This window comes from Micromonospora sp. NBC_00821 (assembly GCF_036347035.1).
GTDB classification, from domain to species: Bacteria; Actinomycetota; Actinomycetes; order Mycobacteriales; family Micromonosporaceae; genus Micromonospora; species Micromonospora hortensis.
The window spans coordinates 5,275,910-5,301,244 of sequence record NZ_CP108880.1 but is presented as its reverse complement, the minus strand read 5'-3'; the positions used below and the strand labels follow the sequence as shown (position 1 = coordinate 5,301,244).

23 protein-coding genes are annotated in these 25,335 nt (G+C 70.3%); 15 read left to right on the top strand and 8 right to left on the bottom strand.

Going from position 1 to position 25,335, the window contains the following annotated elements; genetic code table 11:
* The first annotated feature begins 56 nt into the window (after nt 1-56).
* The 5 genes from OHB44_RS24040 to OHB44_RS24020 all read left to right on the top strand — a co-directional run bounded on the left by OHB44_RS24040 (nt 57) and on the right by OHB44_RS24020 (nt 3,146).
* Nucleotides 57-479 (top strand): roadblock/LC7 domain-containing protein, encoded by a 423-nt coding sequence (locus OHB44_RS24040; RefSeq protein ID WP_091403761.1) that lies wholly within the window; start codon nt 57-59, stop codon nt 477-479.
* A gap of 5 nt (nt 480-484) precedes the next feature.
* Complete coding sequence (locus tag OHB44_RS24035; RefSeq protein WP_030337267.1) at nt 485-871, top strand: DUF742 domain-containing protein; 387 nt, start codon at nt 485-487, stop codon at nt 869-871.
* Nucleotides 852-1,463, top strand: a complete 612-nt coding sequence (locus OHB44_RS24030) for a GTP-binding protein (RefSeq protein WP_330438366.1) — start codon at nt 852-854, stop codon at nt 1,461-1,463. Before OHB44_RS24035 ends, OHB44_RS24030 begins: the two co-directional genes overlap by 20 nt.
* Nucleotides 1,464-1,548: 85 nt before the next feature.
* Nucleotides 1,549-1,884, top strand: coding sequence for a YciI family protein (locus OHB44_RS24025; protein ID WP_238681700.1), 336 nt, complete (start codon nt 1,549-1,551; stop codon nt 1,882-1,884).
* Nucleotides 1,885-1,889: 5 nt separating this feature from the next.
* Nucleotides 1,890-3,146, top strand: coding sequence for an RNA polymerase sigma factor (locus OHB44_RS24020; RefSeq protein WP_330438364.1), 1,257 nt, complete (start codon nt 1,890-1,892; stop codon nt 3,144-3,146).
* Between the two features lie 539 nt (nt 3,147-3,685).
* Here the strand turns inward: OHB44_RS24020 and OHB44_RS24015 are convergent.
* Nucleotides 3,686-4,060, bottom strand: a complete 375-nt coding sequence (locus OHB44_RS24015; RefSeq protein WP_330438363.1) for a type II toxin-antitoxin system VapC family toxin — start codon at nt 4,058-4,060, stop codon at nt 3,686-3,688.
* Nucleotides 4,057-4,311 (bottom strand): type II toxin-antitoxin system Phd/YefM family antitoxin, encoded by a 255-nt coding sequence (locus OHB44_RS24010; protein ID WP_330438362.1) that lies wholly within the window; start codon nt 4,309-4,311, stop codon nt 4,057-4,059. The genes OHB44_RS24015 and OHB44_RS24010 overlap by 4 nt, the downstream gene beginning before the upstream one ends.
* Before the next feature lie 164 nt (nt 4,312-4,475).
* Between OHB44_RS24010 and OHB44_RS24005 the strand changes: the two genes are divergently transcribed.
* Entirely contained in the window at nt 4,476-4,691 is a 216-nt protein-coding gene (locus OHB44_RS24005) for a hypothetical protein (RefSeq protein ID WP_238682652.1), read from the top strand.
* 77 nt (nt 4,692-4,768) lie between these two features.
* Here the strand turns inward: OHB44_RS24005 and OHB44_RS24000 are convergent, their stop codons facing one another.
* Nucleotides 4,769-7,621 carry an aconitate hydratase gene (locus OHB44_RS24000; protein ID WP_330438361.1) on the bottom strand — a complete coding sequence of 951 codons (2,853 nt, stop codon included), beginning with the start codon at nt 7,619-7,621 and terminating at the stop codon, nt 4,769-4,771.
* A gap of 213 nt (nt 7,622-7,834) precedes the next feature.
* Between OHB44_RS24000 and OHB44_RS23995 the strand changes: the two genes are divergently transcribed.
* A complete protein-coding gene (locus OHB44_RS23995; protein ID WP_330438360.1) occupies nt 7,835-8,569 on the top strand; it encodes a DedA family protein in 735 nt (244 codons plus the stop codon).
* Nucleotides 8,570-8,638: 69 nt separating this feature from the next.
* Here the strand turns inward: OHB44_RS23995 and OHB44_RS23990 are convergent, their stop codons facing one another.
* Nucleotides 8,639-9,301 carry a C39 family peptidase gene (locus tag OHB44_RS23990; RefSeq protein ID WP_330438359.1) on the bottom strand — a complete coding sequence of 221 codons (663 nt, stop codon included), beginning with the start codon at nt 9,299-9,301 and terminating at the stop codon, nt 8,639-8,641.
* 831 nt (nt 9,302-10,132) lie between these two features.
* Between OHB44_RS23990 and OHB44_RS23985 the strand changes: the two genes are divergently transcribed.
* The 3 genes from OHB44_RS23985 to OHB44_RS23975 are packed head-to-tail and all read left to right on the top strand — an operon-like array spanning nt 10,133 to nt 12,783.
* Complete coding sequence (locus OHB44_RS23985) at nt 10,133-11,353, top strand: macrolide family glycosyltransferase (protein ID WP_330438358.1); 1,221 nt, start codon at nt 10,133-10,135, stop codon at nt 11,351-11,353.
* Nucleotides 11,354-11,356: 3 nt separating this feature from the next.
* The gene (locus tag OHB44_RS23980; protein WP_330438357.1) at nt 11,357-11,842 is read left to right on the top strand and encodes a hypothetical protein; all 486 of its coding nucleotides are present in this window, start codon (nt 11,357-11,359) and stop codon (nt 11,840-11,842) included.
* The gene (locus OHB44_RS23975; RefSeq protein ID WP_238682646.1) at nt 11,839-12,783 is read left to right on the top strand and encodes a hypothetical protein; all 945 of its coding nucleotides are present in this window, start codon (nt 11,839-11,841) and stop codon (nt 12,781-12,783) included. The genes OHB44_RS23980 and OHB44_RS23975 overlap by 4 nt, the downstream gene beginning before the upstream one ends.
* 4 nt (nt 12,784-12,787) lie before the next feature.
* On the opposite strand, the gene OHB44_RS23970 is transcribed toward OHB44_RS23975, so the two are convergent.
* From OHB44_RS23970 to OHB44_RS23960, 3 genes are all read right to left on the bottom strand, one after another.
* The gene (locus OHB44_RS23970; protein WP_266304977.1) at nt 12,788-13,903 is read right to left on the bottom strand and encodes an FUSC family protein; all 1,116 of its coding nucleotides are present in this window, start codon (nt 13,901-13,903) and stop codon (nt 12,788-12,790) included.
* Nucleotides 13,904-14,047: 144 nt separating this feature from the next.
* Nucleotides 14,048-14,770 (bottom strand): alpha/beta hydrolase, encoded by a 723-nt coding sequence (locus OHB44_RS23965; protein ID WP_330438356.1) that lies wholly within the window; start codon nt 14,768-14,770, stop codon nt 14,048-14,050.
* Between the two features lie 64 nt (nt 14,771-14,834).
* Nucleotides 14,835-15,023 (bottom strand): hypothetical protein, encoded by a 189-nt coding sequence (locus OHB44_RS23960; protein ID WP_238671532.1) that lies wholly within the window; start codon nt 15,021-15,023, stop codon nt 14,835-14,837.
* Between the two features lie 19 nt (nt 15,024-15,042).
* Here OHB44_RS23960 and OHB44_RS23955 point away from each other — a divergent pair, with 19 nt between their 5' ends.
* The 5 genes from OHB44_RS23955 (at nt 15,043) to pulA (ending at nt 23,532) form a co-directional block, all read left to right on the top strand.
* Nucleotides 15,043-15,894, top strand: coding sequence for a hypothetical protein (locus tag OHB44_RS23955; RefSeq protein WP_330438355.1), 852 nt, complete (start codon nt 15,043-15,045; stop codon nt 15,892-15,894).
* A 37-nt stretch (nt 15,895-15,931) separates the two neighbouring features.
* A complete protein-coding gene (locus OHB44_RS23950) occupies nt 15,932-16,321 on the top strand; it encodes a hypothetical protein (RefSeq protein WP_238682642.1) in 390 nt (129 codons plus the stop codon).
* Between the two features lie 98 nt (nt 16,322-16,419).
* Nucleotides 16,420-17,094 (top strand): hypothetical protein, encoded by a 675-nt coding sequence (locus OHB44_RS23945; RefSeq protein ID WP_266304979.1) that lies wholly within the window; start codon nt 16,420-16,422, stop codon nt 17,092-17,094.
* A 139-nt stretch (nt 17,095-17,233) separates the two neighbouring features.
* Nucleotides 17,234-17,926 (top strand): cellulose binding domain-containing protein, encoded by a 693-nt coding sequence (locus OHB44_RS23940; protein WP_330438354.1) that lies wholly within the window; start codon nt 17,234-17,236, stop codon nt 17,924-17,926.
* A gap of 110 nt (nt 17,927-18,036) precedes the next feature.
* Entirely contained in the window at nt 18,037-23,532 is a 5,496-nt protein-coding gene (gene pulA / locus OHB44_RS23935) for a pullulanase-type alpha-1,6-glucosidase (RefSeq protein WP_330438353.1), read from the top strand.
* Between the two features lie 85 nt (nt 23,533-23,617).
* Here pulA and OHB44_RS23930 read toward each other — a convergent pair whose 3' ends face one another.
* The gene (locus OHB44_RS23930; protein WP_330438352.1) at nt 23,618-25,264 is read right to left on the bottom strand and encodes a hypothetical protein; all 1,647 of its coding nucleotides are present in this window, start codon (nt 25,262-25,264) and stop codon (nt 23,618-23,620) included.
* Nucleotides 25,265-25,335: the final 71 nt, after the last annotated feature.

Genomic DNA, 25,335 nt, shown 5'->3' with positions numbered 1-25,335 from the left:
GACGGTCGAGCCCAGACGAACAACGGCGCACAGCCGGGCGAGAAGAGGACGACGAAGTGACCCAGAAGACGGCTTCGAGCGCCGACCTGACGTGGTTGCTGGATGACCTGGTGGGCCGGGTGAAGCAGGCCGAACACGCGGTCGCGCTCTCCACCGACGGCCTCTTGATGGCCTCCTCCCAGGGGTTGAGCCGGGACGACGGCGAGCACCTCGCAGCGATGGCCGCCGGCATCCAGAGCCTCGCCCGAGGCGCCGGCAAGCGTTTCGGTGGTGGGCAGGTGCAGCAGACCATCATCGAGATGCAGTCGTCGTTCCTCTTCGTCACCGCGGCCGGCCGCAATGCCTGCCTGGCGGTACTGGCCAGCGAGGACGCCGACGTCGGCCTGATCGCCTACGAGATGGCGATGCTGGTCACCCGCGTCGGCAAGTACGTCGCATCACCGTCGCGGGGCACTGATCAGCAGGTCGGCGAGAGGTAGCGGCGATGACCGTCCAGGGGGAGTCGGCAGACCATCAGTGGGTGGATGACCACGCGGGTCCGGTGGTGCGTCCGTACGCGGTGACGCGTGGTCGGGCCCGCCCGGTCACCGGCACATTCGACCTGATCTCCCTGGTCACGGCGACCCGAGCCGAGGTCACGCCCGAGGTCGGTCTCGGTCCCGAGCATTTGGCGATCGTCGGGCTGTGCCAACGCATACAGTCCGTCGCCGAGATCGCCGCCCATCTCGACCTGCCGGTGGGCACCATCCGGGTGCTCCTCGGTGATCTGGCGGCCCGCAGCCTGGTGCAGGTCCGCGAGCCGCAGACCACGGCCGGTCTTCCCGACAACAGCATCTTCGAGGCGGTAATCAATGGACTACGGGCACTCTGACCGGCCGGCGGGAGCGACGCCACTGCCCACCGCGATCAAGATCCTGGTCGCGGGCGGCTTCGGCGTGGGCAAGACGACAATGGTTGGCGCGGTCAGCGAAACCCGGCCGTTGCGCACCGAGGAGGTGCTGACGGAGTCGGGGGTCGGCATCGACGACCTGTCCGGGGTGGAGGGCAAGACCACCACCACCGTGGCCATGGACTTCGGCCGGATCACCATCAGCGATGATCTGGTGCTGTACCTTTTCGGCACGCCGGGGCAGGACCGGTTCTGGTTCGTCTGGGACGAGTTGGCGTTGGGGGCGATCGGCGCTGTGGTGCTGGCCGACACCCGCCGGCTCGCCGACTGCTTCCCCTCCATCGACTACTTCGAGGGTCGGGGCACGCCCTTCGTGGTGGCGGTGAACTGCTTCCAGGACGCCCGGAAGTACCGGCTCGACGAGGTGCAGGCCGCGCTGAACCTGGACCCGGGTGTGCCGGTGCTGCTCTGCGACGCCCGGCAGCGTGAGTCCAGCAAGGAGGTGCTCGTCACGCTGATGGAGCACGCCATGAAGACCCGCGAGGCCCGTCGTCGCGCCGCCAACGGAGACTGACCGAAGTTTTTCGGGGGAGGGTGTCCGGAACGCCGCCCGCCGATCGTCATGCTGGCGACACCCCGAGAAACCAGGGAGCGACCAGATGAAGTACATGATGTTCGTTTGCAGCGACACCGAGCCGGACACCGACCCCACCGAGCTTCCCGACATCCACAAGTGGGTGGCGGAGAACGACTCTCGTGGCCGCCGCCTGACCGGCAACGTGTTCGCGTCGACCAGCGCGGCCACCACCGTCCGTGTTCGCGACGGTGAGCTGCTGGTCTCCGAAGGGCCGTTCGCGGAGACCGCCGAGGTGATCGTGGGCTTCGACCTGCTCGACTGCGCTGACCTGGACGAGGCGATCGAGGTGGCCCGCACCCACCCGATGGCCCGCGAAGGGCGACTGGAACTGCGTCCGTTCGCGGACCTGTCCGACTGACCGAGTTGTCCACCTCGCAGCGCCGGCCGGTGCGCACCCCGGCACCGGCCGTCGCGGCGGCGGAGGCCGTCGCGGCCGCCAGCGTCGAGGCGTACCCCCGGATCGTCGCGACCCTGATCCGGGTGACCGGGGACTGGGCGTTGGCCGAGGACTGCGCCCAAGAGTCGTTGACCGTCGCGCTGGAGCGGTGGCCCACCGACGGGGTGCCGGCCAACCCTGGCGGTTGGCTCATGACGGTGGCGCGCAACCGGGCGATCGACGTGCTGCGCCGGGCCACAGTGGAGCGGCGCAAGCTGCACGACCTGGCGTTGCTCACACCAGAGGAGGCGCAGCCCGAGCCCGAGATCAGGCAGGACGTGGTGGACGACCGGCTGCGCCTCATCTTCACCTGCTGCCATCCGGCGCTCGCGATGGAGGCCCGGGTGGCGTTGACGCTGCGAACCGTCTGCGGCGTGCCGACCGCTGACATCGCGCGCCTGCTGCTGGTCAGCGAGTCGACGATGACCCGGCGGTTGACCCGGGCACGCACCCGCATCGCCCAGGCCGGTATCCCGTACCGGGTGCCGAGCGGGCCGGCGCTGACCGAGCGGCTGCCCGGCGTCCTCGCCGTGCTGTACCTGCTGTTCACCCGGGGCTACGTCGCCGACGGCGAGCCGGCCTTCGCCGACGAGGCCGTCCGGCTAGCTCGCCTGCTCGACCGGCTGATGCCCGACCAGTCCGAGGTCGCCGCGTTGCTCGCCCTGGTGTTGTTCCAACACTCCCGTCGAGACGCCCGCCGCGACGCCGACGGCAACCTGCTCACCCTGGAGCGGCAGGACCGCGACCGGTGGGACCGGGCCGCCATCGCCGAGGGGCTGGCCGCCCTCGAACGGGTACGCCACGACGGGCCGTACGCGTGGCAGGCCCGGATCGCCGCCTGCCACGCCACCGCCGTCTCGGCCGACGCGACCGACTGGCCGACGATCGCGCGGGCCTACGACGCGCTCGCCGACCTCCGCCCCTCACCGGTGATCGCGCTCAACCGCGCTGTCGCGCACGGCTACGCGTACGGGCCGGCCGCCGGGTTGGTACTGCTCGACGCGGCGCGCGCCGGTGGCGGGTTGGACGGCTATCCGCTCGCCGTGGCGGTGCAGGCCGATCTGGTGGCCCGGCAGGGCGACCGGCCGCGTGCGGCCGGACTGTTCCGGGAGGCGGCGGCAGCGGTGGGCTCAACAGCCGAGCGCCGTGCGCTGCTCGACCGGGCCGACGAACTCACCCGGTAGCGGAGCGGCAACACGCCACCAGGAGCGGTACGTCGGTCATCTGGACCGGCACCGCCTCGCCGATCAGGGAGTTGGTGAACTGCCAAACCAGGCACCACCACTCCATGATCGACGTGCCGGGTCCGTCCCCCGCTCCGCGATCTTGCACTTTCTGTCCCGACGCAAGGGGCATAACCGCTCATGTCGACGACCGAAACTGCAAGATCGGCGCGATCTTCTCGGTTGAGCCGCCACCGTCCTGACGCAACGGTGCTGACTTGCACGGTAGGGCCGCATGGTTGACCGCGGAGAGGGTCAGCCGCTCTTGGCCAACACCAGGAACCGGGTCCAGGCCGCCGGAGTTTTTCCGGATCACCCGCCGGGCGATCCGCGACCTGCGCGGCCAGCCGGGCGGCCCCGGTCCGGTCGCCATCGTCCGCCGTTTCCTCACCGACGAGGAGGCCCGCTCGGTCGCGCCGCGGCTGCGCTGAGCGGTCACCCCGACGGGTGCCGGGCCCTGATCGACCGGGTCGAGGACCCCATCAGCGAGCGAGCGAGAGTCACGCCACCAGGATCGGCACGTCGTACTTCTGGATGCGGTCGTCCCGGGTCACCAGGGTCAGCCCTTCGTGTAGGGCCTGCGCGACCAGCATCCGGTCGAAGGGATCCCGGTGGATCGCCGGCAGCCGACCAGCCGCGATGGCGTGATCGTGGCGGATGGGGAGTTCCCGCAGTTCGGCGTCACGGAGCCGTTCGGTCAGGTTGGCCGGACCGGCCAACGTGCCGAGCGACTGTTTGATCGCGACCTCCCACAGCGTGACCGGGCTCAGGTACACATCGGGTTCGGTGTCGATGCGGTCCTTGATGTCCGCAGCGAGGAGCGGGTCGTCGGTTAGCCACCAGAGCACCACGTGCGTGTCGAGCAAGAGCCTCATCCGGACAGCCCGAAGCCACGAGCAACCTCATCGTTGACCTCGTCGGAATCCCAGTCACCGGTGAGATCCAGCGAACCGCGCAGAGACCCGCGACCGGTGCGTGTCGTACGACGAAGAGGAACGACCTTGGCGACCGGGTTGCCAGCCCGGCTGATCACGATCTCCTCGCCATGCTCGACCCGTTCGATGATGCGTGACAGGTTCGTCTTCGCATCGTGAATGTTGAACTGCGCCGCAGCTTCACCGGCCACCGAGCCACCTCTTTAGCTGAGGTTAGCCCGTGGCGGGGCCCGGAACGAGGAACGACCCGGGAACGACACAGGCTCCTTCCCGCCGAGGGCGGAAAGGAGCCTGGTGACGTCGCACCCCCGTCGCCAATCCCGTCGGCGCGACCGGTGACCGATATGGTGGCCGCATGGAATTGCCGTTCGTGGTTGCGCTGCGCGGTTATGACATGCGTCAGGTCGAGAGTCTCTTGGCCGAGGTCGATGGGGCTCTGGCTACCGACAGCGCTGTGGCACGGGCTGCCGCGCGAGACGCGCTGCGGGCGGCGACCCTGCGACGGCGGTTACGTGGCTACGACGTTCGGCAGGTGGATGCGGCGATAGACGAGCGACTCCGGGCGCTCTGACCGCAAGCCCTCCTCGGCGTGGACGGCGAAGGCCGCCCCCGCCGAAGCGGGAGCGGCCCTCGATCAGCCGTACGCGATCAGTTGGCGATCATGCGGCGCAGCACGTACTGCAGGATGCCGCCGTGCCGGTAGTAGTCCGCCTCACCGGGGGTGTCGATCCGCACCACGGCGTCGAACTCCACGCCGGTGTCGGTGGTGACCAGCACGGTGCGGGGGGTCTCACCGTCGTTCAGGGCGGTCACCCCGGTGATGGTGAACGTCTCGGTGCCGGTCAGGCCAAGCGACTCGGCGGTGACGTCCACCGGGAACTGCAGCGGCAGCACGCCCATCCCGATCAGGTTCGAGCGGTGGATGCGCTCGTACGACTCGGCGATGACCGCCCGGACGCCCAGCAGCATCGTGCCCTTGGCCGCCCAGTCCCGCGACGAGCCTGAGCCGTATTCCTTGCCGGCCAGCACGACCAGCGGGATGCCGGCCTCCTGGTACGCCACCGAGGCGTCGTAGATCGAGGTCTGCTCGCCGGTGAGGTGGTTGACGGTGAAGCCGCCCTCCACCCCGGGCACCAGCTGGTTGCGCAGCCGGATGTTGGCGAAGGTGCCCCGGATCATCACCTCGTGGTTGCCCCGGCGGGAACCGTACGAGTTGAACTCGTGGCGCGGCACGCCGTGCTCGGCCAGGTACGAGCCGGCCGGGGAGTCCGCCTTGATCGCGCCGGCCGGCGAGATGTGGTCGGTGGTCACCGAGTCACCAAGCTTGGCCAGCACCCGGGCGGCGGAGATGTCGACGACCGGGCTCGGCTCCTGCTGCATGCCCTCGAAGTACGGGGGCTTACGCACGTAGGTGGAGTCGCTCTCCCAGGCGAAGGTGTCGCCGGTCGGGGTCGGCAGCGACTGCCACCGCTCGTCGCCGGCGAAGACATCGGCGTACGCGGCGCTGAAACCGGTGGCGCCGATCGCCTGGGCGATGACGTCCTGGATCTCGGCGCTGTTCGGCCAGATCTCGCGCAGGTAGACCGGGTTGCCCTCGGAGTCCTCACCGATCGGCTCGTTGGCCAGGTCGATGTCCATGGTGCCGGCCAGGGCGTAGGCGACCACGAGCGGCGGTGACGCCAGGTAGTTCATCTTGACGTCCGGGTTGATCCGGCCCTCGAAGTTCCGGTTGCCGGAGAGCACCGAGACCACCGACAGGTCGTGCTCGTTGACCGCGGCGGACACCTCCTCGGGCAGCGGGCCCGAGTTGCCGATGCAGGTGGTGCAGCCGTAGCCGACCAGGTTGAAGCCGAGCTTGTCCAGGTACGGGGTGAGGCCGGCCCGCTCGTAGTAGTCCATGACGACCTTCGACCCGGGGGCCAGGGTGGTCTTCACCCACGGCTTGCGGGTCAGGCCCTTCTCCACGGCGTTGCGGGCCAGCAGCGCGGCACCGATCATCACCTGCGGGTTGGACGTGTTGGTGCAGGAGGTGATCGCGGCGATCACCACGGCGCCGTGGTCCAGCTCGTACTCGACGCCGTCGGCGCCGGTGACCCGGACCGGGTTGCTGGCTCGGCCGCCCGCGCCCACCGCAGCGGTCTCCAGGTCACGCGGCTCGTCGGCCGGGTCGCTGAACTCGTTGGCCGGCGGGTCGCTGGCCGGGAAGGACTCGGCGCTGGCCTCGTCGGCCGGGCCGTTGGCGCCGCGCGGCAGCTCCTCGCGGGGGACACCCGGCTTGAGGTCACGCTCACCGACGGAGTCGTCGGCAACGTAGTCGGTCAACGCGGAGCGGAACAGCGTCTTCGCAGCGCCCAGCGGCACCCGGTCCTGCGGGCGCTTCGGGCCGGCGAGCGACGGCTCGATGGTGCCGAGGTCCAGCTCCAGGCGCTCGGAGTAGTCCGGCTCGGCGTCCGGGTCGTGCCAGAGGCCCTGCTCCTTGGCGTACGCCTCGACGAGCGCGACCTGCGCGGCGTCGCGGCCGGTCAGTTCCAGGTAGCGGATCGTCTCCGCGTCGATCGGGAAGATCGCCACGGTGGAGCCGTACTCCGGGGACATGTTGCCGATGGTGGCCCGGTTGGCCAGCGGCACGGCGCCCACACCGGGGCCGTAGAACTCGACGAACTTGCCGACCACACCGTGCTTGCGCAGCATCTCGGTGATGGTCAGCACCAGGTCGGTGGCGGTGGTGCCGGCCGGCATCTCACCGGAGAGCTTGAAGCCCACCACCCGGGGGATCAGCATGCTGACCGGCTGGCCGAGCATCGCGGCCTCGGCCTCGATGCCGCCGACGCCCCAGCCCAGCACGCCCAGGCCGTTGACCATGGTGGTGTGCGAGTCGGTGCCGACCACCGTGTCGGGGTACGCCTGGCCGCCCCGCTCCATGATGGTGCGGGCCAGGTACTCGATGTTGACCTGGTGCACGATTCCGGTGCCCGGCGGGACGACCTTGAACTCGTTGAACGCGGTCTGACCCCAGCGCAGGAACTGGTAGCGCTCCTTGTTGCGCTCGTACTCCAGCTCGACGTTGCGGGCGAACGCGTCCTCGCGGCCGAACAGGTCGGCGATGACCGAGTGGTCGATGACCAGCTCGGCCGGGGCGAGGGGGTTGACCTTGCTGGCGTCGCCGCCCAGGTCACGCACTGCCTCGCGCATGGTGGCCAGGTCGACCACGCAGGGCACGCCGGTGAAGTCCTGCATCAGGACCCGCGCCGGGGTGAACTGGATCTCCACGCTCGGGGCGGCGGTGGAGTCCCAACCGCCGAGCTGGCGGATGTGGTCGGCGGTGATGTTCGCGCCGTCCTCGGTCCGCAGCAGGTTTTCCAGCAGGATCTTCAGGCTGTACGGCAACCGCGCGTGGCCGTCCACCTTGTCGATCTTGAAAATCTCGTAGCTCGCGTCTCCGACGCGTAGCTGGGTCTTCGCACCGAAGGTGTCGAGGCTCGCCACGTCGTACTCCTTCACACCAGCGACCGTGAGTAGTCCTGAGCAGTCTGTCGCACCGGTCCGGGTGCCGCCGAGGTTAGGTGACACTTACCGTCCGATTCCGCTTCCAACAAAACCGTACGTCCGTCTTGCTATCTGCGCAACCTGACATCACGGCTCGGGTGACCCGCGACCGCGCCGCGCCGTCGGGTCGGCGGGGTAGGGTCGGGGCCGATTCGGAAGGGGTGCCGAGTGATCGACGTTCAGCACTGGCTCTCGGCGCTGCCTCCGGGCGTGGTCTACCTGCTCGTCGCCGGCGTGATCGGCGTGGAGAGCATGGGCGTCCCGCTGCCCGGCGAGATCGTCCTGGTCAGCTCCGCCCTGCTCGCCGCCACCGGAGTGGTCGAGCCAGAGTGGGTGGCCAGCGCGGCGGCGTTCGGCGCCATCGTCGGCGACTCCGTCGGGTACGCCGTCGGCCGACGCGGCGGTCGTCCGCTGCTAGCCCGCCTCGGCAGACGGTTCCCCAAGCACCTCGGCCCGGCGCAGCTTGCCCGTGCCGAACAGAGCTTCGCGCGGCACGGCGTCTGGGCGGTGTTCTTCGGTCGGTTCGTGGCACTGCTGCGGATCCTGGCCGGCCCGCTCGCCGGGGCGCTGCACGTGCCGTACCGCCGCTTCCTGGTGGCCAACGCGGCCGGCGGGTTGGTCTGGGCCTTCGGCACGACGTACCTGCTCTACTCGGTGGGCCGGGCGGCCGAACACTGGCTGAAGGACATCTCCTGGGCCGGGTTGGTCCTCGCGGTGCTCGCCGGGCTCGGCAGCACCTGGTGGCTGCGCCGCCGCGCCCACCGCATCGAGTCGGCCGACGGTGCCTCCGGCGTGGCTGAGGTCGAGATGGCTTCCGGCGGTCAGTCCGTTGAGGTGGCTTCGGGCGGTCAGCCGGCTGTGGTCGCCCCTGGCGTTGAGCCGACCCGCAGGGGCGAGCACTGACCTAGGCATGCCGAAGGGCCGGACCCTGGTGGGGGTCCGGCCCTTCGGTCATGTGCTGCTGGTGTGGGGTCAGCTGGTGGCGTAGCCGCGGGTGGCGATCCAGTCGGCGAGGTGCTCGACGCTGATCTGGTAGGCGGCCTGGTTGGGGTCGGCGGAGTCGGCGATCGTGACGGTGTTGCCGTTGTCGCGGTAGCCGACGACGCTGATGTAGTGCCCGCCCTCGTAGGAGTGGGTGACACCGTCGGTGTCGGTGCTGGTGCCGGCGATGTTCGCGACCACGGCCCGGCCGTCGTCAACGGTCTTGACGATGTCGGCGCGCAGCTTGTCGGTCTGCGTGGCGTCGGCGTCGGGGGTGCTGATCTCCACCGACCGGTAGGCGTCGTTCTTGCCGGTTTCCTTGTTCAGGACGGGGGTGATGTCGTTGATGGAGTTGGTGCCGGCCTCGGTGGTGCCCATCTCCTTGGCCATGTCATCGACGTTGATGTTCTTACCCTGCACACTCAGGGCGTTACGGGTCGCGGCGGGCCCGCAGTAGTAGAAGTTCGGCTGGGCTTCGTAGCGCACACCGAGTTCCCGCTCGCCGTGGCCCTTGCGGTCGGTCTGAGTCTGCGTGGCCGGCTTGCCGCTGGTGGGGGCGGCGAACGCGGTGGTGACGGGGCCGGCGATGGCGCCTCCGGTGAAGGCGAGGCCGGCGGCGGTCAGGGCGGTCTTACGGATCAGATCGGTACGCATGATGGCGTGCTCCTCTGCATCGGGGGTGTGCCCGCACGGCACTCAACAGGGGGGTAGTGCGACCGTGCGGGAAAGCTTGTGCCCGGCGACCCGCAACGAGGGGTCGGCGTCGGGACAGGGTGTAACCGTTCGCGGTGGCGGGTCATTCCCGCGGGGGGTCGGCCTGTTGCGGTGCTCGGCCGGACGGGGGGTGTAACCGGGGCGGCCTGGCGGGTGTTCCCGGCGGCTGCCGCGCCTCACGACCCGAGAGTCGCGGTGGCATGCCAGGTATAACGACCCCGGCCGGCCGCCGATTCCGCCGCCGGGGTGGCCCCCACCACCCGACACCCCACGCCAAACCCCGACATACAACCCACCCCGCCCAGTCGGCCAACCGGACACGGCGGCCAGGGATGGCCTAATCGACTCGGGTTCACGGAAACTGCCGTGTCCGGGTGCCGGGATACCCCGACAGGAGACCCGAGTGGATCATGTCGGTCTGCGCTGGCTGCGCGCCCAGTCCGGCACGAGGCGCGGGCTGAACGTCGCACGGGCCCGATCCGACGTGTCAGGTTTAGGCCGCTCCACGGGGAATTCGAACCGAGCGGCGCCGGCCCAGCAGTGCCAGGTCCACAAGATCGTGCTCAATCCGGGAAAGGGGCCCCTGCCCGGGCTTGGGAGGCCACTACAACAAGGATCGAGCACGATCAGGCGGAACCGGCCGCTGAGGAGTCGACTACCTGGTCCACGACGCACTGCCACCAGGCAACATCTAGGCTCTGACCGAGAGGGGTGGATCATGGACGCTGCAACGTGCCAGGCGCTGGCTCCTTCCCGGCTCAGGGCCGGCCAATGAGCGCAGTGGCATTCCTGAACATCGCCATGCACGGGCACATCAACCCGACATTGCCCGTTGTGGGTGAGCTCGTTCGTCGTGGTCACTCCGTCACCTATCACACGACGCCGGCCTACGCCGAGCAGATCGCGGCCACCGGGGCACGGGTGTTCCTCTACCCCGGGGACGACCTACCGCTCTCCGGCCCGCCGACGCCCGTCACGGTGATGGAGCAGCTCGCGCGTACCGCCGTACGCGTGCTGCCCGCCGTCCTCACCGACCTGCGGGGCGCCCGGCCCGATCTGATCGTGCACGACTCCCTCTGCCCGTGGGGGCCGGTGGTCGCCCGGGAACTCGGCGTGCCGCCGGCATCGTCGTTCACCACGTTCGCCTTCAACCGGCACGTGCCCAGCCCGACCCGGGGCTCCTGGGAGCTGCTCAGCGCGGCCGCGGCCCTTCCCCGCTCTACCGCCGGATACCTGAAATCGCGGTGGGAGCTGCGCCGCCGGTACGACACACGCGCCTTGCCCCTGATCGACCTGGCCAACATCCGTCAGCCGCTCAACCTGGTCTACACCTCGCGGGCGTTCCACCCCGAGGCGGATAGTTTCGACCAGTCCTATCAGTTCGTCGGCCCGAGCATCGGTGCCCGCCGAGTGGACTCGTCGTTCCCGGTCGATCGATTGCGGGACCCGGTGATGTACGCCTCGATGGGCACCGTGTTCGACGCCCCGCAGTTGCTGCGCACCTTCGCCGACGCGCTGGCCCCGCTGGGTGGCACCCTGGTCATTTCCACCGGACACACCGAACCCGCCGCGCTTGGCCCGCTACCGGGAAACGTGCTCGCCCACCGTTCCGTCCCGCAGTTGGAGGTGCTGGCCCGTGCGGCGCTGTTCATCACCCACGGCGGGGTGAACAGCGTCAACGAGGCCCTGTACGCCGGCACCCCGATGTTGGTGGTCCCGCAGGGCGCTGACCAACTGCTGGTGGCTTCCCGCATCGTCGAGCTCGATGCCGGCCTGTCGATCCGCACCGAGGACGTCACGGTGGAGGCGGTGCGGGCCCTCGCCCAGCGCCTGCTCGACGAGCCTCGATTCCGGGCCGCCGCGAGCACACTGCAGGTCGCCCAGCGTCAGGCGGGCGGCTACGCGCGTGCCGCCGACGTCATTGAGCACTTCGTGCAGCAGACCGGCTCGGTGACGCGGCCGGGTATCGCCGATCTGCCACCACAGGGCTGACCGATGTCTCCCTTCGTCGTCATCCTGCTGCTGGTCGGCGGGCTGTCCGAGGCCGCCGGGCGTCTTCTGCCGGTGGTGGCACGCCTGTCCGGCGTGGCGCAGGTGAGGGTGGTCAGCCTGTTGCTGGGCGGCGCGATCGTTGACGGCGCGGTGTTCGCGCTCTGGCCGCTGTCCGCGTGGGCCGTTGCCGGTCTGGTGCTGCCCACCGCGCCGTCCGACGCACTGATCTGGACACCAGGGCTGGCCGCTCCGCTGGTGCTTGCCGGGGTCCTCGCGTTCCCGCTTCTTGGGCCACTGTTGCACCTGTTGCTCATGGTGGGAGTGGGCGCCGGCCTCGCCGGTGCACTCGCCACGGTGGCCGGAGTCGGATGGTGGGAGGCCGCCGGCTGCGTAGCGGTCGCGGGAGTCGGGCTCGGCGTCACCGTCGAGGCCGTCCGCCGCCTCGTCGTGAAGCTCAACACGACACGAGCACCGGAGTCGGTCGCGTGATCGGACTGGCGCTCCTGCTGCTGCTCGGGGGGCTGGGACTGGTGCTGATCGCCGAGGCCCTGCTGGCCCGCTACGAGGTGCTGGTCTACGCCGCCGGCTGGCGCACACCCACCATTTCCCGCCCCGAGGGCATGTCCTACGCCCGAGGGGCTGATCCGGACCGCCCTCCGGACGCCTACCTGGTCTATCTGGACGGCATCGGGAAGCGCCGTTTCCACGACACCCGCGATGGTGGCCGACTGGTCAAGGCCCTGATCAACCGAGCGCCGGAGCTCCGGGTGCTGGGCCAGGTGCAGCCCTACTCCCCGCTCGCCGTGCCGCTCGCCGACCGGCCGGTCTGGACCTGGGTGCGCCGCCGCATCGGCCTGCTGCTGTTCCTGCACAACGTGATGCAGATCTTCGTCGCCGCCGACCGCCGCTACCGACCCCTGTACAACCGTGCCGTCGGTGCGCAGATCGCCACCGAACTCCAGGTCGCCGGTTACCGGCCGGACAGCGGCATACCAGTGGTGTTGCTCAGCTACAGCGGGGGCGCCCAGGTCGCCAGCGGTGCGGTGAACGAACTGTGGTCCCAACTGCGTACCCCGCTTTGGCTGATCACTCTCGGCGGGTTCCACAACGGCGCCAACGACATCACCCATGCCCAGCACCTCTACCAGCTCACCAGTGCCGGCGACTGGATCGAGCGAGTCGGCACCTGGATCTTCCCGCAGCGGTGGCGGCTGTTCCGCTGGAGCGGATGGAACCGGGCCGACCGCGAAGGCAAGATCACCGTGCACCGGCTCGACCCTGCCACGCACATCGGTCCCCGCAGCTACATCGCCCCGGAGGCCCGCCTGCCCGATGGGCGCAGCCACCTCGACCGGACCACCGACACCGTCCTGGCGCTGATCCGGGACCGCCTCAACCTGACGGCGGAGACCGACGGCCCGCTGTCCTGAACGCTCACACGTCGGCGTTCAAACCGGCCCGCTGATTCGCCTCCGTCTGGGGAAGCCCGGAGATCTGGAGCAGTTGACTGACGACAACCCGCAGTTGCGAGACGACGACGTCACCGGAGGACCCGACACCCTCGGCGCATGCCTCGTTGATGTCACTGATCACCTGTAGCGCTCGCTCCCGCGCGCGGTCCGGCTCCCGTCCGGCCAGGAAGTCACGATGCAGGAGCCTGAACGCCTGGCCGAAGTGCTCGATCGCCGTGGAGAGGCCGGCCGGCAGCGTCTCCCGGGCGTGTAGTGCCGACACCGCCCACTGCACCATCTCGCGGCTGCTGGTGTAGGCGAGTTCAAGGTGCTCGGTCGCCCGCGCGTACCGACGCATGATGCCCAGCCGTCTCCTGCGCCACGGTGAGAGGATTGCGACTTCGCATGCTGCGGCGACCACGTCGGCCATGTTCCGTCGTGCCGCCTCTGCCGCACGCAATCGCTGTAGGGCCTCCTCGGCCTGTCGCGCGTCGCGGTGAGCCAGCGCATTGGCGATGGCGGTCATCTCCCGGGCGATGGCATCGACTGTCGGACCAGCGGCGCGGTGCACGATCCGCACCGGATTCAGCGGCAGGATCAGCAAGGCCACCACGATGGCCACCACCACGCCGACCAGCGCATTCGCCGTCCGGGGCACGGCCAGGTCCGGCCGGTCCGGAGAGACCGTGCCGAGTAGGACGGCGGTGCTTCCCGCCTGCACCATGACCGCTCCGGTGCCCCGGAAGACGGCTGCCGCCGAAATGGTCAGGGCTACGACCACGCCGGTCTGTATTGGTCCCGCCCCGATGAACCGTATGATCCCGTTTCCAACCAGAACGCCCAGGATCACCCCGGCGAGAAGTTCGATAGTGCGACGGGCCCGATTGCCGACGGCCGCCGCGATGGTGCCGACCGCGGCGGCGGGTGCGAACAGCGGCTGCGGATTGTGCAGCACGTCGCTGGCAACAAACCAGGCCAACCCGGCGGCCACACCAGCCTGCACCGCGAGGATGAGGTAGGTGCGAAGACGTTCATAGGCCTCTCGGCCCTCGCGCAGCGCACTCTCCGCCGGTCGGGCGCCCCGACGTCTGCCGCGCACCTCTCACCCCCCACCACCGATCGGCTCTCTCACGATCGTCGTACGGCGGCGAACCTCGGGTGCGGGAGATCCCCAATCTGATGCGGCACCGACGGAAGCCTGCGCCTCCGCGCGTGGAGAGGGTGTTCGGCCGGCCGGGGTGGGTCAGCCGGCGTCGAGCAGCTTCAGGACCGCGTCGCGGGCGGCCAGGACGGCTGCCTCGGACTGCGGGCCGTGGTTGAGAATCTCGAAGGAGTGCTGGCCGTCCGGCACCTCGATCACCTGCATCGGCCAGCCCTCGGCGGTCGCTGCGGGGAGGAACGCGTCGATGCCGGCCAGGACCGGCGGGATGTCCTGGCCGGCGCGGGTCAGCACCAGTGGCACGCCTGCGCCGGAGCTGAGTGCCTCGACCGGCAGGAACCGAGCGTCGACTTCCCAGCCGGGGAACGGGACGAGCAGCGGGTACGTCAGTGCGATCCCACGTAGCCATGGCGGCGGAACGCGTAGCCAGTCGGCCGCGAAGAGGCCGCCGCCGGAGAAGAACCACAGCACGACCCGCTCGGGGTCGACCCGTGGATCGGCGCGGACCTGCTCGACCATCGCGGCGATGTCGTCGGCGGCGGCGGGCAGTGCCGACAGGTCGGACACCTGGTAGCTGACCAGCGCGGTGGCCACGCCGCTCGCGGCGAGCAGTGCGCCGTAGCCGCGGTACAGCAACCAGTCACGGGGGTCGGGCGCGTCGGGTGGCAGCGGAGCGCCGTGCACCACCACGACGGCGGGCGAGGGGCCGGTGCGGGTGGGCAGGTGCAGGTCGACGTTGTCGTGTCGTTCGACAGGCGCGGTCGGGCTGGACAGGACGAAGGGCCGCTGTGCGACGGGCGTCGTCATCGTCTCATCGTATCGATCATCGACCTGTCCGGCTGCCCCAGGACGATCTACAGAGGACGATGGGTCAGGTTGGGTCGCCGGGTTTCGCGGCGTCGCTGGCCTGGGCGTGCCGCTCCAGCAGCCGCTGCCGGATCTCCTCGGGGGTGTACGCGCGCCGACGCCGTTCGGCCCGCGCGATGACCACACCGGAGGCCGCGACGCCGGCGAGCCCGGCCAGCCCGAGAACCTTCCACCACCGCATTCGTTGCCGCATCGGCCTAGGCTAGACCCTCATGAGCATCAGCCTGGATGAGGCCGTCGAGCTGACCCGCACCGGTGACGTGTGGGTGTTCCGGGGTCGCAGCGTGCCGGACCGGGCGATCCAGTTCACCACCAACAGCCCGGTGAACCACGTCGGGATGGCGGTGGTGCTGGACGACATGCCGCCGTTGATGTGGCACGCGGAGTTGGGCAGGTCGTTGCCGGACCTGTGGTCGGGCGGCCACCAACGCGGCGTCCAGCTGCACGACCTGCGGGACGCGGTCTGCGTCTGGGCCAACCGGTACGGCCAACGGGCCTGGCTGCGGCAGCTCGACCCGCCGGCCGACGCGGAGATGGAGCGGGCGGTGCTGCGGACGATCGCGCGGTTGGACGGCACGCCGTTCCCGTCAACCGCCCAGTTGGCGTGGCGCTGGGTGCGGGGTCGGGTGCCGGCGCTGCCGCGCCCCGGCCGGCTTCCCGCGCTGCCGCACCTCGATCGGCTGTCGGCGCTGGCACGCCTCGGCCAGCAGACACCTCGTCGCAACCCAGCCGACCGTGCCAACCCGGCCGACCGTGCCAACCCGGCCGACCGTGCCAACCCGGCCGACCGTGCCAACCCAGCCGACCGTGCCAACCCAGCCGACCGTGCCAACCCGTCCGGCCCGGCCACTCCGGCCCGGTCGGCGGGGGAGCGGGACCGGGCGCTGGAGACGGCGTACTGCGCCGAGGTGGTGGCGGTGACCTATGAGGCAATGGGGTTGCTGCCGGCGGGTCGGCGTCCGAACTGGTATGACCCGGGGCGGTTTTGGAGCGGGGACGACCTGGGTCTGGCCGCCGACGCCCGGTTGGGTTCCGAGATCGAGGTTCAGGTGCCGCCGCGCTGAGGTTTGACCTGGGCGGTGACCGGCAATTGCTGTGACCGTGAACGCCTCCACGGATCTTGACACGTTGGCCGACTTCTTCGACCGGTACGGCGTGGCGTTGACCTCCGGCGACCTGCCGGCCATCGCCGGCTGCTACGCCCTGCCGGGCCTGGTGGTGGCCGACACCTACAGCTTCTCGTTCACGTCCGCGGCGGCGGTGGCGCTGTCCTTCGTGGGCGCCGCACCCGACTACCAGGACCGGGAGTTGGTCGCGGCCCACGCCCAGATCGACGACGTGCAGCCCGTGTCCGCGCTGTTGACGATGGTGGCGGTGGAGTGGGAGTTCCTGGACAGTCGGGGGCAGGCGGTGCCGGGGGAGCGGTACCGCTACCTGCTGCGCATCACCGATGACGGACCACTGATCTGCACCGTCGTCCGGACGGGCTGACCGACGGGGGCCGGTCGGCCCGATCCGTACCCGCCCGGTTTCCGGTTCGTGCGGCGCTGGCTACGCTGTCGCGTCGGTGGGGGACGAGGGGAGACCTGATGGCGGTGCGGCCGGACGGTGTGGCAGATTCGCGGGCGGCTCGGGTGTTGGCGTCGGTGCCGTGGATCGTGGTGCTGCTCGGTGTGTGCGCGCTGGTGGTGCTCCTGGTGATCGCGCTGTTGTCGTTCCGGACCAGGGAGCGGGACGCGCCGCCGCAGGCCGCGCCTCCGGCGTTCCTGCCGACCGTGCCGGCCGCCGCGTCGGCAACCGGGGGACCGACTCCGGCCGCTGTGGAGCGACGCTCGGTGTCGCCGCGACCGTCCCGTAGTAGCCGGACGCCGTCACCGCGGGCCACCGTCACCGGCTCGCCGACTCCGGGGCGGACCAGCGTCCTGATGGCGCCGTCGGCGGAGGACACGGTCAGCGCCCGGTACGAGGTCGGATCGGACGGCTGGGACGGCGACGCGGCGGTGCTGGCGATCGCCAACGAGTCGAGTCGGTCGATGGACTGGCAGGTGGAGTTGGTGTTCGACGATGACACCTGGGCTCTGCGAGTGGGTGATGACTCGGGCGTCTCGGTGCGAGGGCGCGGGCACGGGGAGTTCGTGTTGCGCGGCACCCGTTCGCTGGATGCGGGTGACTCTCGGACGCTGCGGCTGCGCGTCGGTTGGAATGACTCGGCGCAGCGACCGGTCAAGTGCACTGTCAACGGGGTCGACTGCCGCATCGGCTGAGCCAGCGTTCCGCCGCCTCGCCGCTAGACCGCCCGGCGCCGCTAAGCCGCCCGGCGCCGCGTGACCGCCGCACCGCCAAGGCTTTTCGGGTCGGGCCGTCGATCGCTACGCTGCGCGGACGGTCCGCTGAAGGAGGTACATGTCCGGCATGCGCCGTGTTCCGCGCCCGCCACACGGTCCGGTGGCGATCGCGACGTCGCCCTGGATCGTGGTGGGCGCCGGTGTCGTCGTGATGGTGGTCCTGCTCATCGTGGCCCTGGGCGCTTACCGGGGACGTAGCCCCGCGCCGGACGGCGCGCGACCGCCGGCACTGCCGGTGCCGTCCGCGGTGGCGGCGCCGAGCGTGCCCACCTCGGTGCCGTCTCCGGCGCCGGTGCTGCCGGGGATATCCGGCCGTGCGAGCGGGCTGCCGCCGAGCGTCGCGGCCGGGTCCGGGTCACCATCGGCCGACCCGACGGCCGGTCCGATCGGGAAGCCGACGGCGACGCGGTCGCCGAGCCGGGCCGCGTCCGGGCAGCCGGCGATGACCGGGCGGTACCGGGTGGTGCAGAGCTTCGACGGGGGTTTCATCGGCGAGGTGGCGATGGTCAACACGTCCACCCGGAGCCGTGGTTGGACGGTGCGGTTGCAGTTCTTGGGTGGACGGCTGGTGACCGCGTGGGTGGAGGGCGTTCCGCAGGGAACGATCCGTCAGTCCGATGACGGCTTCACGTACGTCAGCGGGGTCGACGTGTCACCCGGTGGTTCGGTGTCGTTGCGGTTCCACATGGAGCGGGCGTCCAGCACGCCACGGGAGTGCACGGTGGATGGTGCCCGCTGCAGCGGGCTCTGAGCGCAACTTCCGCAAGGATGTTGCTGTGTTGCGACCATGTTTGCAAGGTATTGCAGAATGTTTCGGCAAGGGTTAGCGTGCGGCCAATCAGCGACCAGAGGAAGGCGTCGATGAAACCCCCGCCGATACCGCGCACTGCCCTGCTGGCCCTTGCCTCCCTGCTCACCGTCACGCTCGTCGGCGCTCCGGTCGCCGTGCACCCCGCCGCCGCGAGCCCCCGGCCGTCCGACGGCGCCCCACTCGCGATCGGCGGCGCGGCCCAGTGGCGTGCCGAACCCACCGCCGAGGCGCTGCTGAAGGCCGGCGGCAACTCCGCCCGGGCCGAGCAGTTCTACTTCGTCCTGCCGGACAGGTTCGCCAACGGAGACCCCCGCAACGACCGGGGCGGCCTCACCGGCGACCGGTCGCGGACCGGCCTCGACCCGACCGACAAGGGCTTCTACCACGGCGGCGACCTCAAGGGCGTCATCGACAAGTTGGACTACATCCAGGGGATGGGCACCACTGCCATCTGGCTTGCCCCGATCTTCAAGAATCGACCGGTGCAGGGCGCCGGTAACGACATCTCGGCCGGTTACCACGGTTACTGGATTACCGACTTCACCCAGGTGGACCCACACTTCGGCACCATGGAAGAGATGAAGCGGCTGGTCAAGCTCGCCCACCAGCGCGGTCTCAAGATCTATCTCGACGTGATCGTCAACCACACCGCCGACGTGATCAAGTACGCCGAGGACAGGTACGCGTACGTGGACAAGGCGACATCGCCGTACACCGACGCGCAGGGCCGGGCGTTCGAGGACCGCAACTACGCCGACGGCTCCCGGGCGTTCCCGCCGGTCGACAAGGAGTCCTTCCCGTACACGCCGACCTTCGCCGAGCCGAAGGACGCGAGCGTCAAGGTCCCGGCCTGGCTGAACGACGCCACCTTGTACCACAACCGGGGTGACTCCACCTTCGCCGGCGAGAACAGCGAGTACGGCGACTTCTTCGGCCTCGACGACCTGTGGACCGAGCGTCCCGAGGTGGTCCGCGGCCTGACCAAGGCGTACGGGGACTGGATCGGCGCGACCGGCGTCGACGGCTTCCGACTGGACACCGTGAAGCACGTCAACATGGACTTCTGGCCGCAGTTCAGCCAGGGCATCGAGCGGGCCGCGGAGAAGGCCGGCAAGAAGGACTTCTTCATGTTCGGCGAGGTGTACAGCGCCGATCCGGAGATCAGCTCCAGCTACGTCCGCCAGGGTGGCCTGCCGGCCACCCTCGACTTCGCCTTCCAGGAGGCCGCGCGGGGCTTCACCGCCGGCGCCGGCTCCGCCAAGGCGCTCGCCGACGTGTACGCCCGCGACGACCTCTACGCGGCCCGGGACACCGACGCTGGCCGGTTGACCACCTTCCTCGGCAACCACGACATGGGCCGGATCGGATCGTTCATCGCAGGTGGTGGCAGCGACCCGGCCAGCCACCTGCGCCGTGACCAGCTCGCGCACCAGCTGATGTTCCTGACCCGGGGTCAGCCGGTGGTCTACTCCGGCGACGAACAGGGCTTCACCGGCCCGGGTGGGGACAAGGACGCCCGCCAGGACATGTTCGCGTCGACGGTTCCCGACTACCTCGACGACGACCTGCTCGGCACCGACCGCACGCACGCCAGCGACCAGTTCGACAGGACCCACCCGCTGTATCGGACCATCGCCGAGCTGGGCCGGCTGCGCCAGGCCCACCCGGCGCTGCGCGACGGCGTGCAGGTCACCCGGTACGCGGACGACGGGCCGGGCGTCTTCGCCGCCTCCCGGATCGCCCCGGCCGACCGCACCGAGTACGTGGTGGCCGTGAACAACGCCGACACCGCGCAGACTGTCACGGTGGACACCTGGTCGGCCGGCGCCACCTTCACCGGCATCTACGGCGACTCAGACACTGAACAAGCCGGCGACGACGGCGAGCTGACCCTCACCGTGCCGCCGCTGTCGGCGGCGGTGTACCGGGCCGGCAACCCCATCGCACCGGCGGCCGACAAGCCGACCATCACCATCAGCAGCCCGGTTCCGGACGCGCCGGTCGCCACCCGGGCGGCGGTCACCGCCCGGGTGACCGGTGACCCGCTGGCCACCGTCACCGTGGCGGCGCGGGTGGCCGGCGGCCGGTGGACGCTGCTGGGCAGCGCCGACCACGCCCCGTACACGGTGCAGCACGACCTGACCGGCCTGGCCGGCGGCACCACTGTCGAGTACAAGGCAGTGGTCCGCGACGGCCGGGGCCGTACCGCCACCGCCCGGTCGACAGCCGTCGTGGGGACCCCGCCGCAGGGCAGCTCCCGGGAGTGGGCGGTGGTGCACTACCAGCGCCCGGCCGGGGGGTACGACGACTGGGGGCTGTACGCCTGGGGGGACATCGACCCGGCGTACGTCACCGAGTGGCCGAAGGGGCAGCCGTTCGCCGGGGAGGACTCCTACGGCCGGTTCGCCTGGGTGAAACTCAAGCCGGGCGCGACGTCGGTGAACTTCCTGGTTGTCGACAAGGCTGGTACGAAGGACGTCGCCCAGGACCGCAGCATCGACGTCACCCGGACCGGCGAGATCTGGCTCAAGCAGGGCGACCCGGCGATCTACCCGAGCAGGCAGGCGGCCGCCGGTGAACCGGAGCCGCCGGTCGAGGAGGGCACCGCAGTGCTCCACTACCGGCGGGCCGACGGCAACTACGACGGCTGGGGCCTGCACCTGTGGGACGGCGCGGCCAACCCGACCGAGTGGCCCGCCCCGCTGCGTCCGACGTCCGTCGACGCGTTCGGGGCGGTGTTCCGGGTGCCGCTGGCGGCCGGCGCCACCGGCCTGAACTACATCATCCACCAGGGCGACACCAAGGACCTGCCGGACGACCAGCGGCTCGACTTCGCCAGCGCCGGCCGGGAGGTGTGGCTGCTCGCCGCCACGCCGGGCCGCCTGCTGCCGTCGACGGCCACCACCGCCAGCGGAGACACCGACATCGGCAAGCAGAAGGCGCACTGGATCGACAGATCCACAGTGGCCTGGCAGACCCCACCGACCGACGGTAAGACGTACGCGTTGGTCACCGCGCCCACCGGCGGGGTCAGCGTGGTCGACGGCGAGCTGACCGGCACGTACACCACACTGCCGCTGCGGGCACAGCGCAACGGGCTCACCGACGCACAACGCGACGGGTTCCCGCACCTGTGGTCGTACCGTAGCTTCGCCCTGGACCGGGCGGACCTGGCCAAGGTCCCGGCGGCGCTGCGGGGGCAGCTGCTGGTCACCGAACGCGACGCCGAGGGTGCGCTGCTCGCCGCGACCGGCGTGCAGATCCCCGGCGTGCTCGACGACGTCTACTCCCGGGCGGCCGACGCCACCCTCGGGCCCACGTTCGCGGGGCGGACGCCGAGCCTCGCGCTGTGGGCGCCGACCGCCCAGAGCGTGCGCCTGCTCCTGTTCGACTCGCCCGCCGCCGCGCCGAAGACGGTGCCGATGCGCCGCGACGACCGCACCGGCGTCTGGTCGGTGCGCGGCGACCACACCTGGACCGGCAGGTTCTACCGGTACGAGGTGCGGGCGTGGCAGCCGGCGGCGCAGCGGATGGTCACCGCGGCGGTCACCGACCCGTACTCGGTGGCCCTCGCCGCGGACTCCACGCACAGCCAGCTCGTCGACCTGAACGACAGTGCGCTGGCACCCCCCGGGTGGCGCACGCTGCGCAAACCGGCACCGGTGCCGCCCGCGAAGGCACAGATCACGGAGCTGTCCGTGCGGGACTTCTCCATCGCCGACGACACGGTGCCGGCCGAGCGGCGGGGGACCTTCCTCGCGTTCACCGACCCGAAGGCCGCCGGCATGACCCACCTGCGGGCGCTCGGCGACGCCGGCGTCACCCACCTGCACCTGCTGCCGGCGTTCGACTTCGCGACGATCCCGGAGAAGCGGGCCGACCAGCGCCAGCCGGCCTGCGACCTGGCGGCGCTGCCACCGGACTCGGCCGAGCAGCAGAAGTGCGTGGCGGCGGTCGCCGAGACCGACGGCTACAACTGGGGGTACGACCCGCTGCACTACACAGTGCCGGAGGGCGGCTACGCCGTCGACCCGGTCGGCGCGGCACGGACCACCGAGTTCCGGCGGATGGTCGCCGGGGTGAACGACGCCGGGCTGCGGGTGGTCATGGACGTGGTCTACAACCACACGTCGGCGGCCGGCACCGACGCGAAGTCGGTGCTCGACCAGATCGTGCCCGGCTACTACCACCGGCTGCTGGACGACGGCACTGTGGCCAACTCCACCTGCTGCGCCAACACCGCCCCCGAGCACGCCATGATGGGCAAGCTGGTGGTCGACTCGCTGGTCACCTGGGCCCGGCAGTACAAGGTGGACGGGTTCCGCTTCGACCTGATGGGTCACCACCCGAAAGCGAACATCCTTGCCGTCCGGGCGGCCCTGGACCGGCTCACCGTCGCCCGCGACGGCGTCGACGGCAAGGCGATCATGCTCTACGGCGAGGGCTGGAACTTCGGCGAGGTCGCCAACGACGCCCGTTTCGTCCAGGCCACCCAGGCCAACATGGCCGGCACCGGCGTCGGCACCTTCAACGACCGGCTGCGCGACGCGGTGCGCGGTGGCGGACCGTTCGACGCCAACCCCCGGGTGCAGGGTTTCGCCTCCGGGCTCTACACCGACCCGAACGGCGACGCGGTCAACGGGTCGCCGGCCGAGCAGAAGGCCCGACTGCTGCACGCCCACGACCTGATCAAGGTGGGGCTCACCGGCAACCTGCGCGGCTACCGGTTCACCGACACCGCCGGGCGTGCGGTAACCGGGGCGCAGGTCGACTACAACGGCTCCCCGGCCGGCTACACCGCCGCGCCGGGGGAGGCCGTCACCTACGCCGACGCGCACGACAACGAGATCCTGTACGACGCGTTGGCGTACAAACTGCCGCAGGCCACGACGGCGGCGGACCGCTCGCGGATGCAGGTGCTGGCGCTGGGCACCGTGGTGCTGGGACAGGGCACCGGGTTCGTCACCTCCGGCACCGAGCGGCTGCGGTCGAAGTCGTTGGACCGCAACTCGTACAACTCCGGTGACTGGTTCAACCAGATCCGCTGGGGTTGTGAACGGGGTAACGGGTTCGGCATCGGTCTGCCGCCCGCGCCCGACAACGAGGACAAGTGGTCGTACGCGAGGCCGCTGCTGGCCGACCCGGCGCTGGTGCCGGACTGCGCGGCGATCAACACCACCGACGCCCGGTACGCCGAGTTGCTGCGCATCCGGGCGTCGTCGCCGGTGTTCGGGCTGGCCACCGCCGAGCAGGTCCAGCGGCGGGTGGCGTTCCCGCTGTCCGGCGCGCAGGAGACGCCGGGCGTGCTGACGATGACCCTGGACGCCAGTGGGCTGGGCGGGCCGTGGAAGTCGTTGACAGTCGTCTTCAACAGCACGCCGTCGGCGGCCGACCAGACGGTGACCGGACTGCGCGGTGCGGACGTGGCACTGCACCCGGTGCTTGTCGACTCGGCCGACCCGGTGCTGCGTACCGCCTCGTTCGACCGGGCGGCGGGCACGTTCACCGTACCGGCGCGCAGCGTGGCGGTCTTCGTCCAGAGGTGACGTGAACCGGCCCCCTTCCGCGTCTCGCGGAAGGGGGCCGGCCCGTTGTGCTGGTGCTACGCCGTCGTCACCCGAGGGTGATCGATCAGGCGAAGCAGTTGTCGATCGTGCCGCCCGGGATGGCCAGGCAGTTGGTCGGACGGTTCGCGGTGATGGCGGACTTGTCGTCCAGGTTCACGTCTCCGAAGAAGCTGAAGACGCCGCCCGGCTCGAAGGTGGAGAAGTTGTGGGCGACCTTCGTCTTCGACAGGTTGACCTCGCCGAAGATGTTGAAGATGCCGCCGCCGACTCCGATCGGGCCCACGGCCCGGTTGCCGACAACCTCGCTGTCGCGCAGCGTGGTGACGCTGCCGGCGTTGAAGAGCCCGCCGCCGAAGAAGCCGGCGGTGTTGTCCTTGATGCTGCTCTTCTCGAAGGTGGCCACGCTGTCGAAGGCGATGGCCACACCGCCACCGACACCGGCGGTGCTGTTGCGCTCCACAGTGACGTTGTGCAGGTTCAGCTGGCTGTCCGCCGCAGCGAGACCGCCACCGGCGAGAACCGCGGTGTTCGAGACGAACTTGGTCTCGTACGCCGTGGTGTTGCCCTCGATGTCGAGGTAGCCACCACCGAAGCCGAGCGTCTCGTTGTCGGTGATCTCGGCCTTCTTCAGCTCGACAGTTCCGCCGTCGACGTCGTCGGTGAAGATCTCCGCGGCGCCGTTGGAGATACCGCCACCACCGATGACGGCGGTGTTGTCCTTGATCTTCGACTCCTCGACCTTGAGCAGCCCGGCGTTGAAGACGCCGCCACCGAAGAAGAAGGCGGTGTTACGGGTGACCGTGCTGTGCCAGATCTTCGTGGTGCCGAAGTTGGCCACACCACCACCGTTGCCGCCCGACTGGTTCAGGACGACCTCGGACTCCAGGATCTCGGCGGTGCCACCCGGCTGAACCAGGATTCCGGCGCCGTCGTTCTCCTCCGGCTGCTCGACGAGCGGCGTGACGACGCCCGGCGTGGCCTTCGGGGTGACCTTCGGCGCGGCCTTCAGGCCCGCCTTCGGGTTGGCCTGCCGCGCGGTGAGCGCCTGGGCCAACGGGGTGCCCGCCTTTACCTGCGCGGCGAGCGCCTCGGAGTCCGAGTAGGCCGCCCAGACCGCGGCCGGCTCCACACCGTTCTCCAGTTCGAGGGTCTGGCCACCCTTGATGGTCAGGCCCTTGATGGTGAGGTGACCACCGGCCCCCACGTTGAGGATACGGAAGTAGTCCGCCGTGGCTTCCCGAGAGATCGTGGTGTGCTCGCCCTTGAGCGTGATCCGCTCGGTGATGACCGGCAGGCCGTTGCCCTCGTAGTCGTTGCGGGTCAGGTTGTAGGTGCAGCCCTTGGCCAGCTCCAGCACACCGCCGTGCTTGTTGTTGGCGAACACGATCGCCTGAATCAGCTTGTCGGTGTCGCAGGGCACCTCCTTCCCGCGCTCGTGGTCCTTGTCCCGGTCCTTGTCCTTGTCCCGGTCCTTGTTCCGGTCCTCGTCCTTGTCCCAGTCGCGCGCCTCGTCACCCCGCTGGTCGCCATCCTTGCTGACCTGCGCGGTGTTCCAGTTCAAGCCGACCGCTCCGGCGCTGCCCGCGACGCCCACCGCCGCGAGACTGATCACGCCCGTCAAACCGGCCACGCCACTGGCGAGCCAGAGCTTGCGGCGGCTCTTGGCCGTCGCCCGCCCGGAGGCTTCGTTGTTCGTTAGGTAGTTGGACATCGGAGCTCTCTGCCCTCTCCTCGTACCAGACAGGGTCGCCGCCGTCAGACGGGTGTCCCCTGCTACAAATC

Bases quoted from the DNA above. Each gene is read 5' to 3' on its own strand.
- OHB44_RS24035 (WP_030337267.1), top strand. From the start codon at position 485: ATGACCGTCCAGGGGGAGTCGGCAGACCATCAGTGGGTGGATGACCAC.
- OHB44_RS24030 (WP_330438366.1), top strand. From the start codon at position 852: ATGGACTACGGGCACTCTGACCGGCCGGCGGGAGCGACGCCACTGCCC.
- OHB44_RS24025 (WP_238681700.1), top strand. From the start codon at position 1,549: ATGAAGTACATGATGTTCGTTTGCAGCGACACCGAGCCGGACACCGAC.
- OHB44_RS24015 (WP_330438363.1), bottom strand. From the start codon at position 4,060: ATGAGGCTCTTGCTCGACACGCACGTGGTGCTCTGGTGGCTAACCGAC.
- OHB44_RS24005 (WP_238682652.1), top strand. From the start codon at position 4,476: ATGGAATTGCCGTTCGTGGTTGCGCTGCGCGGTTATGACATGCGTCAG.
- OHB44_RS23990 (WP_330438359.1), bottom strand. From the start codon at position 9,301: ATGCGTACCGATCTGATCCGTAAGACCGCCCTGACCGCCGCCGGCCTC.
- OHB44_RS23985 (WP_330438358.1), top strand. From the start codon at position 10,133: ATGAGCGCAGTGGCATTCCTGAACATCGCCATGCACGGGCACATCAAC.
- OHB44_RS23980 (WP_330438357.1), top strand. From the start codon at position 11,357: ATGTCTCCCTTCGTCGTCATCCTGCTGCTGGTCGGCGGGCTGTCCGAG.
- OHB44_RS23965 (WP_330438356.1), bottom strand. From the start codon at position 14,770: ATGACGACGCCCGTCGCACAGCGGCCCTTCGTCCTGTCCAGCCCGACC.
- OHB44_RS23960 (WP_238671532.1), bottom strand. From the start codon at position 15,023: ATGCGGCAACGAATGCGGTGGTGGAAGGTTCTCGGGCTGGCCGGGCTC.
- OHB44_RS23955 (WP_330438355.1), top strand. From the start codon at position 15,043: ATGAGCATCAGCCTGGATGAGGCCGTCGAGCTGACCCGCACCGGTGAC.
- OHB44_RS23945 (WP_266304979.1), top strand. From the start codon at position 16,420: ATGGCGGTGCGGCCGGACGGTGTGGCAGATTCGCGGGCGGCTCGGGTG.
- OHB44_RS23940 (WP_330438354.1), top strand. From the start codon at position 17,234: ATGTCCGGCATGCGCCGTGTTCCGCGCCCGCCACACGGTCCGGTGGCG.
- pulA (WP_330438353.1), top strand. From the start codon at position 18,037: ATGAAACCCCCGCCGATACCGCGCACTGCCCTGCTGGCCCTTGCCTCC.
- OHB44_RS23930 (WP_330438352.1), bottom strand. From the start codon at position 25,264: ATGTCCAACTACCTAACGAACAACGAAGCCTCCGGGCGGGCGACGGCC.